The organism is Tropicimonas sp. IMCC6043 (genome assembly GCF_004146235.1).
Taxonomy (GTDB): Bacteria; Pseudomonadota; Alphaproteobacteria; order Rhodobacterales; family Rhodobacteraceae; genus Tropicimonas.
Window position 1 is genome coordinate 1 of sequence record NZ_SELO01000075.1, and the last position, 11,330, is coordinate 11,330.

Below are 11,330 nucleotides of genomic sequence, written 5' to 3' on the forward strand. Positions count from 1 at the left end.
CCGGCGCCCGGCCACAAGATCTATCCATACCTTCTGCGCAAGCTCGCCGTGACACGACCCAACCAGGTCTGGGCCATGGACATCACCTACATCCCCATGGCCCGAGGGTTCGTCTACCTGACAGCGGATTGACGCGACCTATCTGAAAGCCCACCGCACGGCGTCGAGCCTGCGGTTGAAAAAGGGGGGCGTGGACGTCTGATTGGGCGAACCAAGGGGGGCATGAACACGAAGCTGCACACTGTTACCGATGCCTCCGGTCGCCCCATCCGTTTCTGCATGACCGCCGGTCAGGTAGGTGATTACACAGGCGCCAGGGCACTCCTGAGCAGCTTGCCGGCCGCTGATTGGATGATCGCTGATCGGGGCCACGACGCTGACTGGTTCCGCGATGCCTTGAAAGACAAAGGGATACGCCACTGCATCCCTGGCCGAAATTCGCGCGGCACGCCCGTCCGATACGACAAGCACAGATACAAGGGCTGCAACCGCATCGAGATCATGTTCGGTCGACTGAAGGACTGGCGTCGTATCGCCACACTCTACGACAGATGCCCAAAGGTGTTCCTTTCCGCCGTTGCACTCGCCGCAACCGTCATATTCTGGCTTTGACGATCAATGAGTCTGGAGCCTAAGGCACTGGAGTCGCCCTGTGAATCCGTCAAACAGCAGTCAAACAGACGGATCTCGTATCACAGGTTGCGAGTTCGTACCGGCGGAAGTCCCCAGGCGAACATCCGCGGCGTCTTCGCTGGGTGTCAGAGAAGCTAATCTACTCTGCGCGAAATTTCCGGGTGGTATGCCGCTACGACCTTGCGAGCAGCCGCCGCCGCCCCGAACCCGTTGCCGATATTCACCGTGACGATCCCGGGCGCGCAGCTTGCCAAGGCGGAATTCAGCGCTGCGCTCCCTCTTTCTGAAACGCCGTATCCGACGGGTGAGGGGACCGCGATGACCAGTCCGGGCACGAGCCCAGCAATGGCGGAGAACAGCGCTCCTTCCATCCCGGCAACGACGATCAAAACACGAAACCGAGACAGTTCCTCCGCAACCGACATGAGCCGCCAGAGCCCGGCCACGCCGACATCTGCGTAGACCGGTGCGTCAATGCCGTGGAACGCCAGCGTGCGGCGTGCTTCTTCGATCACCGGCAGGTCCGAGGTTCCGGCGCAGACAAGAACGATGTCCTCCGATGGCTCCCCTGCCGCGGGAAGCCCCCCCAGGACAGCGGTGCGCGACAGCGCGCAGTAGTCCAGTTCGAACTCGCCTCCGAGCGCCTCCAATGCCTCCGCCGACAACCGCGTCAGCAAGAGTTGCGCGCCGCGCGCCTGTGCGGTGGCGAGGATATGGCGGATCTGCTCCGCGGACTTGCCGTCGCAGAACACGCATTCGTGGACGCCCGTGCGGGCTCCGCGCTCCCAGTCGAAGCGCAGCGGGTCATAGGGCGGGAGGCGTTCAGAGGTCATGGCGGAAGGCCGAGCCGCGACGGTATTCGGCAACCTGCAACAGGCGGCGGCCGGAAGCGGCACAAAGCCGCTTGGCCCGCTCTCGGAAAATCCTGCGTTCTTCGTCTGTCCGCGTGTTCCAGTCCGAAAGCTCGACCCGCACACCGGCCGGCAGAACCCGAACCCGAAGTGTCGCGGCTCCAGAGTGCGGCGTCAGCGCGGCTTCCGTGACCTCGACGAACCTGAGATCCTCCGGTTCCACCCGGAGCCCGGTCTCGATCCGGCTGGCAAGGCATGGCTGCGCCGGCAATTCGCTGATGTCGTCGAGGCCGAACTGCCGGGCCATCGCCCGGACATCGGCCTTGGTGCAGGCAGCCTCGATGAACGGGTGGCATACCCCCTTCTCGCGCGCGGCCTCGAGCCCCGGCCGATAGTCCCCCAGATCGTCGAGATTGGCCCCCGACGCGACCGGGCCGGAAACAGCCTGCCGGATTCGCGTATAGAGGTTCGACTTGCAGAAGTAGCAACGGTTCACCGGGTTGCGCAGGTAATCAGGGTCAGTGAACTCGCCAGCGTCCAGCACGCGGAGCCGCCATCCGAAGCGGTCGGCATGCGCCCGCACGCGCGCAGTTGCAGCCGCCGGCACCGCCGGCGACACCGCATGGCAGATATCGACCCCGTCACGCTCCGTCAGCCGATGCGCCGCATGTGCCAGCGTCATGCTGTCCACCCCGCCGCTGACCGCCAGCACGAGCCTGTCATGGCGCGCCAGCACAGCCTTCAGCCGAGCCATAGGGTTGTCGCCGGGGCGGCTCATGACGAGAACACATCCACCAGAAAGAGCGAGATCGACGGAAAGACGATGACCGGAATCAAGAGCAGGATCAGGATGGTGATGAACGGCCATGTCTCCTTGAGGATGGCGCCGTAGGGTGCTCCAGAGACCTGCTGCACGATGAAGAGGTTAAGCCCGAAGGGTGGCGTCAGCAATCCGATCATCAACGTCAGCACAGTGACGATTCCGAAATGGATCACATCGACACCTGCGGCGACCGCCACCGGCAGGAAGACGGGCACCGCAATTGCGAGGATCGCGATCAGTTCCATGAACATTCCCATGATCAGGAGCACGATCGCGATGATTATCAGGAGCCAGGTCGGATCAGAGGTCACCGTCATGAGCATACCCTGCACCGCCTGCGGGATCTGTTGAGTTGAGACGAGCCATCCGTAGATGTTTGCGGAGGCGACGATGAGCATGATCGTCGCCGTGGACCGGGCGCCAAGGCGAATGCTCTCGATGAAATCGCGGATCCGCATTGTGCGGTGTACCACGATACCGAGAAAGAGCGAATAGAGCACGGCGGCCGCGGCGGCCTCTGTCGGGCTCATGATACCTCCCCAGATCCCACCAAGGATGATCACCGGCAGAAGGAGCGAGGGGAACGCTTCGATGAAAGCGCTGAAGATTGCCGGCAGGCCGGCGAATGCCTCGTCCCTTGGAAAGTTGCGCCGTTTCGCAATCACGGCAATATAAGCCATCATGGCCAGCCCCATCAGGATGCCGGGAACAAAACCGGCCAAGAAGAGATCGCCGATTGATGCACCCGAAATCACGCCGAAGAGAACGATAGGCACGGAGGGTGGAATGATCGGACCGATCGTTGAAGAGGCGGCGGTCACCGCGGCGGCGAAACCGTTGTCATAGCCGGCCTTCTTCATCGCCCGGATTTCGATGGCGCCAAGCCCGGCAGCATCGGCCACCGCCGAACCGGACATTCCGGAAAAAAGCATCGAGGCGGCTATGTTGACATGTCCCAGGCCACCCCGAATGCGACCGAGAATGGTATTTGCAAGCCGGAAGATCCGTTCCGTGGCACCCGAATTGTTCATGATCTCGGCAGCGAGAATGAAAAGCGGGATTGCCAGAAGCGGGAAACTGTCGAGGGCGTTCGCCAGCCGCTGAGCGACGATCAGCAACGGCAGTTTCCCCTCGTAGAGGATCAACGCCAGGCTCGACAGAAGGAGCGAGAATGCAACCGGCATTCCGAGCAGGAGCAACCCGAACAAGCCGCCGACGAGGATGAAAGTGGCCATCAGCGTGAATCCGATTTGTCTTTGTTGTCATCGGCAAAGGGTGGATAGGGGCTGGTTCTGGCGATGCAGGCGATGAAATTGATTGCTGTCGCGACAATCATCAGCACCGAACCAACCAGGACCGGATAGTACATCCAGGCCGTTGACAGACGAGTTGCCGGGCGCTGCATGTTCTCGACCACGGGGATGATCTTCCAGGCCCCCACGGCGATAATGGCGAGGACGGCGATGCAGAGCACCATGCGGCCCAGATCCAGGAACCTGTCGATCTCGCCGGGTAGGCGGAACGTGTCCTTCAGGTCCACCGCGATATGGGTGTGGCGTACGGAAGTTTCCGCGGCACCGATGAACACGAGGTAGAGAAAGAACAGCCTTGCCAGTTCATCGGACCAGGAGAGCGAGTTTCCCGTAAAGACCCGCGCCCCGATCTGAGCACCTATCACCGCGAGTATGGCGAAGAGAGCGATCCCCGCAACGAGGATCGCTCCGCGCGCAATAGTGTTGGCTATCGCGTTCATCCGAGCTTAGTTCCAGCCGGCTTTCAGTTCTTCGACCAGTTCCGGAGAGTAGCCCACTTTCGCGCTCAACTCATCAAAGATCGCGCGGAACTGCTCCTGCCAGGCCGCCTTGTCGACGTCGAGGATAGTCACGCCTTCCTCAGCCATCTTGGCTTCCGCTTCCTCGATCTGGACTGCCACCTGCTCATTGTGCCAGGGCGCAATTTCCTTTGCCGCGGCGACCAGCGCGTCGCGCTGTCCCTCGGTCAGGGACTGATACACCGCTTCGGAGATCATCACGCCGGTTTCTTCGTAGTTGTGGTTGGTCCGGGTGAGGTTCTTGGCGATGGTGTGGTATTTGTTGGCATAGAGCCAGTTTGATGCCTGCTCGGTCGCTTCCACGATACCCTGCTGAAGCCCGGTAAAGGTTTCCGAGAGCGGCATCGGCGTCGCCGCCGCGCCGGGAAGCTGGAAGTTCACGATCCAGGATTCCTGTGGAGGAACGCGAATTTTCAGGCCCTGCAGATCGTCGATGGTTTCCACCGGCCGGGTCGAGATGAAGTTTCGCGGGCCGCGATCCCAGTTGCGCACCAGCACGCGGATACCGTGTTCGGCGGCCAGCCGGTCGGCCATCTTCTGGTAGCTCTCGCCTTCGTGGAAGGCGCGGGCATGGTCCTGATCGTTGAACAAGTAGAGCGTGCCGGTGACCCAGAAATCAGTGTCGAAGGCGCCGAGCCACGTGGTGGCGCCGACGAACATCTCGATTGTCCCAAGTTTCATGCCCGAGAGCATGTCGTTGGCGAATCCTAGCTGCGCTGCCGGGTAGACCTCCATCTTGATCTCGCCGCCGGTCAGTTCGGCCACTTTCTCGGCCATCCGCTCGGTCGCGACAACGTCGATGTGGGCAGGCGGGTCGATCAGGCCGACTTTCAGAACAGTCTCGGCGAGAGCGGGGCTGGCAATCCCGAGGCACACCGCTGCACCGATCGCGAGATTGCCGATCTTGCTGTGAAAAACCATGTCTTCCTCCTCCATTGAAGTTTGGTCCACTTAATTGTCCGTCAGCGGCCTCCTCCGGGCTTGATCGGACCAGTGCTTCCCCGGATCACCAGATCGGCGTCGAGGCAATAATTCCGGGTGGGACTGCCCAGTGGCTCCATCGCGGTCTGTGCAGCGATCTGGCCGATCTTGTAGGCGTCCACCCGGATCGTGGTCAGTGGCGGATCCTGGTAACTGGCTACTTCCATGTCGTCGAAGCCGGCCACTGAAACGTCGCCCGGCACGGAAAGCCCCATCGATCGCGCCGCCTTGAGCGCTCCGATAGCCAAAAGATCCGACGCTGCGAAAACGGCCGTGGGACGATCCTCATTCCGCATCAACCGGTCCATGGCTTCGCGCCCTTCCAGCAGGCCCGGCGATCGCTCCTTGACGATGTCCGCATCGAACGGAATGCCCGCGCGCTCCAGCGCGATGCGATACCCTTCCAGCCGATGCCGGGCACGGGCGATCTTCGAGAATGGCCCCACGATCAAACCGATACGCCGGTGACCGAGCTCGATGAGATACTCGGTCATCCTGCGCGCGGCTTCCATGTTGTCGAACCCGACATAACTCGCCGTCATGTCCGGCTTGGGCAATTCCCAGACCACGACGATCCGGACTCGCGCCTCCCTCGCCAATTGCTCGACCCGCTCCTCCAGCCCGTAAGTAACGCCGGTCAGAATCAGTGCATGCACCCGCCGTTGCAGCAGTGACTCGATCAGGGCTTCCTCTCCGTCGGCATCGTAGTGCGTCGCGGCCTGGAGTACGGAATATCCCCCGCCAACGGTCATGGTCTGTATGCCGTGCAAGGTCTCGCCGAAAAGCGCGTTGCTGGCGGTCGGCACCAGCACGCCAAGGACGGTAGATCGCCCCCGGAGAATGTCTCCGGCCGTTGCGTTGTAGACGTATCCGAGCTCCTCGGTCGCCTTCCTGACGCGCTCAACCGTTGATGCAGAGACCTTGTCCGGGCTGTGCATCGCCCGCGAGACCGTGGCCAGCGAAACATTCGCCTTCTGTGCCACTTCGCGCATGTTCAGCTTGGATCTCAAGACCTGCTCCCGAAACTATTTTCATTCTATATCAGGCAACCCAGAATCTGGAAGCACTATTTATTAATTACTATTATGTACTTACCTGGAGCCAGGCGCGAACTATAGACAAAAGCCGCAAACGCATGGCAAAATAATGTAACACGTTTCATTTCGATTCGGCGCGAGGAGGCGCGGGACAATGCAAGACGTACTCCTGGACTATGGTGATACGAAGATGCCAGTCGAGCTGCCGGACAGCGCGACGATTGTCCGCTACGGGCAGACGTACACGGACCCGCCCAAGGTTGACCCGACCGCCGCGACCCGCGCCGCGCTGGCGGCCCCGGGAGAGTTGCCTCCGCTGGCAGACCAGGCCGGTCCGGACAAGAAGATCGTCATCGCATTTCCCGATCGGGTAAAGGGGGGAGCCCATGCGCTGGCGCACCGGAAAGTCTCGATCCCACTGGTAGTCGAAGAACTGCTCAAGGGCGGGGCCCGGATCGAGAACATCACTCTTGTCTGCGCAATGGGCCTGCACCGCAAGAACACTGTGGAGGAGTGGCGCGAGTACCTTGGCAATGAAATTGTCAACGAGTTCTGGCCAGACCGCCTGGTCAACCACGACGCCGAAGACCCGAAGCAGGTCCATCTGGGCAATGACGAGATGGGCAACTATGTCGAGTGCAATCACCTCGTCGCTGCCGCCGACATTGCCATCGTGATCGGCCACTGTGCCGGAAACCCCTATGGCGGCTTCTCCGGCGGCCACAAGATGGTGGCGACCGGGATCACAGGCTGGCGCTCCATCTCCTCGCATCATACGCCCAAGACGATGCACCGCGACGACTGGCTCGGCGGCTCACCGAAAGGCAAGATGCGCGACCAGTTCAAGTCCATCGCCAAGGCGATGGAGGCCGGAATCGGCAAGCGCTTCTTCGCTGTCGATGCCGTCATCGGCCAGTTTGCTGATGTACTTGCAGTACATGCGGGTTCACTGGACTACGTCGAGGAGAAGTGTTGGCCGCTCGCCGCCGAGCGTACCAATGTGTCGCTGGATATGGACGGCCCGGCCGACATCCTTGTTGTCGGTGTGCCGCGCAACTTCCACTACGGGCCAGGTATGGGCACCAATCCCTGCCTGATGGGGCTTGGACTCGGTGGCCAGCTCTCGCGCTGCTGGAACGCACTCCGGCCCGACCCGGTCCTGATCGCGGTCTCGGTCTGCGATGGGTGGTTCAACAAGGCTTGGTTCCCCTCATACGAGGAGACCTATCAACAGCTTCAGAAATACGCTCGGATCGAGGATTATCTGGCTTCGGACGATGCGCGCGAAATGGCAATGCACCCGGAATACCGCTACGCATATTCCAACTTCTACGCGTATCACCCGTTCCACGCCATGTCGATGTTGTCGGGCGGGGCGATCCCCTCGAAGCGCTGCCAGAAGGTGCTGATTGCCGGTGCGAAGAAGCCGGAATACGCGCGCGGAATCGGGCTGACCCCGGTCCCGACGTTCGAGGACGCCATGCGGGACGCCGAACGCTATGTTGGTAAGAATCCCCGAATTCTCTGCACGCCGGAATGCTTCTCCGGCGGCGCGGCGCCGCATCTGCATCTCAAGGAGGGCTGACGATGGCAAACGTAACCATTGTCGGCTTTGGGGTCATGGGCCGCGCGGCCGGGCGGCTTCTCCTCGATGCAGAGCACGCGTTGCGGGTCAGCGACCCTGCGCCGGCATCGCTGGCCGCTGCTGCCGAGATGGGCGTCGAAGCCGTTTCGCTCGGCGCGGTTGCCGACCGACCCGGTCTGGTGTTGCTTTTCCTGCCGGGCCCGGACCAGATCCGTCAGGTCGTGTCCGGTGCCGGCGGATTGCTGGCGACGGCGAAGGCTCCAATCACCATCGTTGATCATTCCACCGCGAATCCCGAGGTCGCGCGCGACATGGCCGAACTCGCCACGGCACAGGGCCATCACTGGATCGACGCGCCGGTCCTTGGCCGCCCGCAGGTCGCGGGAAAGTGGACCCTGCCCATCGGGCAGACAGAGGGCGCGCTTGAAGCTGCACGCCCCGTCCTTGAGTGCTATGCCGCGAACCTCTTCGAGATCGGGGAAGCTGGCTCTGGCCATGTTGTCAAGTTGCTGAACCAGATGATGTTTGGTGCGATCAATGCGATGACAGCCGAGATGATGGCTGTCTCGGAACGGCTCGGCGTGGCGCCGGCACTGCTCTACGAGATCATGATGGCCTCCAATGCCGCCACCGTCAGCAATCTCTATCGCGAACTCGGGAAACGAGTGTCAGAGGATCGCTACGACGAGGCCACATTCAGCATGCGGTTGCTGGAGAAGGATGTCCGTCTCGGCCTCGAGATGGCCCGCGCCGCCGGCCTGGAGCCGAAGGTCGGGGCCAGCGTCGCCGCGCTGAACGAGGCCGCGCTGGAGGCTGGCCTTGGCGAGGAAGACACCGCCGTGCTCTGGAAGGTTGTCGCCAGTGACGGGTGATCGCCTCCATTTGCATCTCGACCCGATGGGCGGCATCGCCGGCGACATGATGCTGGCGGCCCTGCTCGACGCGTTCCCGGACCTGGAACAGCCGGTCACTGACTTGGCCGCCACAATCGGCCCCGGCATCTCGCTCAAGCTGACGGAGGCGCGCGACAAGGGGCTGCGGGGCCGGCGGATAGCCTTTGACCTGCCGACGACCGAACGCGGACCGCGACATCTTCCGGACTACAGGACGCTACTCCAAGCCACCTCTCCCGATCCCGGCGTCGCAGGCCGCGCGCTCGACATTCTTGAACGGTTGGCTCACGCCGAGGCAGCCGTTCATGGCGTCCCGTTCGACAAAGTGCATTTCCACGAGATCTCTGATTGGGATTCCATCGCCGACATCCTGCTGACGTCTTTCGTTCTGGAGCGGATTGGGATCGTCAGCGCCTCCACCTCGCCAATCCCTCTCGGCTCTGGTCAGATCGAGACCGAGCACGGCACGATGCCGGTCCCGGCGCCAGCGACCCTCGAGCTCCTTCGCGGGCGCGACGCGATTGACGATGGACGCCCCGGCGAAAGGGTCACACCGACGGGTGCGGCAATACTCGCGCATCTCGAACCTGCGTCGCGGCGGCCGCTCGGGCAAATGCGCCTGCAAAAGGCCGGATACGGGCTCGGGAACCGCTCCCTTGACGGCATGGCGAACTGCCTGCGCCTGTCATTCTTCCAATTGGATGCGCTGCAACCGGAGCGGGACAGGGTGGCCATTCTCACCTTCCATGTCGACGACCAGATACCAGAAGACCTGGCCGTGGCGCTTGATCGGCTGAGGGGCCGGCCTGACGTTCTGGACGTGCTGCAATTTGCCGTTCAGGGCAAGAAGGGAAGAACGGCCTTCCGGTTGGAAGTCATATGTCGCGAAGAGGCCGCGGATGCCGTGGCGCATGCCTGTTTCGGCGAGACGACGACGATCGGGATGCGTCTGCATCGCGAAGACCGACTCCTGCTTCCTCGGCGAGAAGTGACGGTCGAGAGCAATGGCATGCGAATCCGCGCAAAGTTGAGTGTCCGTCCGGATGGTACGACGATTGTTAAACCAGAGAACGACGACCTCGCCTTGGCCGGCGAGAATGCCGACCGAAGCCGCATCCGTCTAGATGTGGCGAATGCCTTCTCCGGTCGCGGGATGGGCGAGGCATGACCAAGCTTGCTCATGACGACCAGCACATCCCTGACCGTATTCTTGGAGTGCCGGAACTGTGCATTCACAGAGAAAATCCACCGATCGAAACAAAAAACGGAGCTAAATGATGAAAATGCTTGGTGCCCTTCTGGTCCCGCTGTCGGCCTTGCCCGCCGTGGCGCATGATGCCGGTTCGATTGCCCATGTTCATCCCCACGGGATGGAGGTCTTTGCCGTCGCTGCGGTCGGTCTGGCATTTGCCGGATATGTCGCTTGGAAGGCAAGGAACCGGTAGCGAACCTTCCGTCGAGTTCGATCTCGAAATGGCACATGTTGTCTTTGGATTGGCTCTCCGTCCCAGCAGGTTACCCTATGAACCTCCAGGTCCGCCTCAAGAATCTCGAGGCGGAACCGAAAATGTCCGTATTGGAGTTCTGCGCTGCAGAATTCCTAGTTTCATGTATTCGGCTGCTTCGGGCCGGTCGCGAGAGTTCGGGCCGACCGGTTGAAGGTCTGGAAGGTCCACGACCCAGTCGCTCGGAAGGGAGGTGTCAGACAAATTCGAACCAGTCTCACCAAGGGTAGGATGACTGTCCCTTATGCCGCACAGAGACCGCGCCACTCGGCGAGAGCGTCGGCACGGTTCTTCTTGAAGTTGGCTCTGGAGAAGAGGCTGCGCTCCGAATTGAAATGGTTTAGGACCGAGGCGTGGACGGATGCGAACATCCGTAGACTTCGCATCCGCCGGAAGCGTTGCATCGCCCGCTCTCGTCGTCGAAACGGCAGGTGCGAGTTCTCTGCCCGGTTGTTCAACCAACGGCCAGTTTCCTGGCGGTCTGCCACTCCGATCACTTTCATCGCAGCGCCGTAGGACTGCAGGCAATCGGTCACGAAGACATCCGCCCGGCCGTGGCGCTTTAACGTTTTCCTAAGGAATTTCAATGCCTCCTTCTTGTCCCGAGTCTTTGTCACGAAGCTCTCGAGAACCTCGCCCTCGTGATCGACCGCGCGCCAAAGATGATGGCGCTCGCCGTTGATCTTCACGAACATCTCGTCGAGATTCCAACGCCAGTGGCTCGACCGCATCCCCTCGATGCGACGTTTCCGAATTTCGGCAGCGAACAACGGCCCAAACCGGTGCCACCAATAGCGGACGGTTTCGTGGCTGATATCGACACCCCGCTCATGCAGCAGGTCTTCAACGTTCCGGAGCGAAAGCGGGAAACGGATGTACATCATGACTGCAAGGCGGATGATCTCGGGCGATGTCTTGAAATAGCGGAATGGGCTGCGCTTGGTCATCACAGATAGCTATGCATGCCCCCTGCCCCGCTCCAGCCAGTTTGCTCTGATGGTGTGGACGGCTCCACCCGAACGGCATCGCGATGTGCCAAGCTGGTGCTGTTTGGAACCAGCTACGGAAGGAACCGACCACATGGAAATTACAACACTCGGGATCGACTTGGCCAAGTCTGTCTTTCAGCTTCACGGGGTGGATGCCTGTGGCGCTGTCGTCTTGCAGAAGAAGCTTCTGCGGGGCGCGGTG

11 protein-coding genes and 3 pseudogenes are annotated in these 11,330 nt (G+C 61.5%); 7 read left to right on the plus strand and 7 right to left on the minus strand.

The window, feature by feature from the left end:
- Together EU800_RS24740 and EU800_RS24745 are read left to right on the plus strand one after the other, a co-directional pair.
- A pseudogene (locus EU800_RS24740) lies at positions 1–126 on the plus strand (IS3 family transposase); the annotation flags it as partial.
- A 1-nt stretch (position 127) separates the two neighbouring features.
- Positions 128–612, plus strand: a pseudogene (locus tag EU800_RS24745) (IS5 family transposase); the annotation flags it as partial.
- Between the two features lie 155 nt (positions 613–767).
- Here the strand turns inward: EU800_RS24745 and larB are convergent.
- From larB to EU800_RS24775, 6 genes are read right to left on the minus strand one after another with little or no spacing between them, the layout of a single operon-like run.
- Positions 768–1,466: a nickel pincer cofactor biosynthesis protein LarB gene (gene larB / locus EU800_RS24750; RefSeq protein ID WP_129636148.1), complete on the minus strand. Its 699-nt coding sequence runs from the start codon at positions 1,464–1,466 to the stop codon at positions 768–770.
- The gene (locus tag EU800_RS24755) at positions 1,456–2,262 is read right to left on the minus strand and encodes an adenine nucleotide alpha hydrolase (RefSeq protein ID WP_207210004.1); all 807 of its coding nucleotides are present in this window, start codon (positions 2,260–2,262) and stop codon (positions 1,456–1,458) included. The genes larB and EU800_RS24755 overlap by 11 nt, the downstream gene beginning before the upstream one ends.
- Positions 2,259–3,542, minus strand: a complete 1,284-nt coding sequence (locus EU800_RS24760; RefSeq protein WP_129636149.1) for a TRAP transporter large permease — start codon at positions 3,540–3,542, stop codon at positions 2,259–2,261. Before EU800_RS24760 ends, EU800_RS24755 begins: the two co-directional genes overlap by 4 nt.
- On the minus strand, positions 3,542–4,060 hold the full coding sequence (locus EU800_RS24765; RefSeq protein WP_129636150.1) for a TRAP transporter small permease: 519 nt from the start codon (positions 4,058–4,060) through the stop codon (positions 3,542–3,544). Before EU800_RS24765 ends, EU800_RS24760 begins: the two co-directional genes overlap by 1 nt.
- A gap of 6 nt (positions 4,061–4,066) precedes the next feature.
- The gene (locus EU800_RS24770; RefSeq protein WP_165354838.1) at positions 4,067–5,059 is read right to left on the minus strand and encodes a TRAP transporter substrate-binding protein; all 993 of its coding nucleotides are present in this window, start codon (positions 5,057–5,059) and stop codon (positions 4,067–4,069) included.
- A 41-nt stretch (positions 5,060–5,100) separates the two neighbouring features.
- Complete coding sequence (locus tag EU800_RS24775) at positions 5,101–6,111, minus strand: LacI family DNA-binding transcriptional regulator (protein WP_129636152.1); 1,011 nt, start codon at positions 6,109–6,111, stop codon at positions 5,101–5,103.
- 199 nt (positions 6,112–6,310) lie between these two features.
- Here EU800_RS24775 and EU800_RS24780 point away from each other — a divergent pair, with 199 nt between their 5' ends.
- From EU800_RS24780 to EU800_RS27055, 4 genes are all read left to right on the plus strand, one after another.
- Positions 6,311–7,741 carry a lactate racemase domain-containing protein gene (locus tag EU800_RS24780; RefSeq protein ID WP_129636153.1) on the plus strand — a complete coding sequence of 477 codons (1,431 nt, stop codon included), beginning with the start codon at positions 6,311–6,313 and terminating at the stop codon, positions 7,739–7,741.
- Between the two features lie 2 nt (positions 7,742–7,743).
- Positions 7,744–8,613 (plus strand): NAD(P)-dependent oxidoreductase, encoded by an 870-nt coding sequence (locus tag EU800_RS24785; protein WP_165354839.1) that lies wholly within the window; start codon positions 7,744–7,746, stop codon positions 8,611–8,613.
- Positions 8,603–9,802 (plus strand): LarC family nickel insertion protein, encoded by a 1,200-nt coding sequence (locus EU800_RS24790; protein ID WP_129636155.1) that lies wholly within the window; start codon positions 8,603–8,605, stop codon positions 9,800–9,802. Before EU800_RS24785 ends, EU800_RS24790 begins: the two co-directional genes overlap by 11 nt.
- A gap of 109 nt (positions 9,803–9,911) precedes the next feature.
- A complete protein-coding gene (locus tag EU800_RS27055; protein WP_165354840.1) occupies positions 9,912–10,079 on the plus strand; it encodes a hypothetical protein in 168 nt (55 codons plus the stop codon).
- A gap of 302 nt (positions 10,080–10,381) precedes the next feature.
- Here the strand turns inward: EU800_RS27055 and EU800_RS24795 are convergent, their stop codons facing one another.
- On the minus strand, positions 10,382–11,086 hold the full coding sequence (locus EU800_RS24795; RefSeq protein WP_129636156.1) for an IS6 family transposase: 705 nt from the start codon (positions 11,084–11,086) through the stop codon (positions 10,382–10,384).
- Between the two features lie 133 nt (positions 11,087–11,219).
- Here EU800_RS24795 and EU800_RS27740 point away from each other — a divergent pair.
- Positions 11,220–11,330, plus strand: a pseudogene (locus tag EU800_RS27740) (IS110 family transposase); the annotation flags it as partial.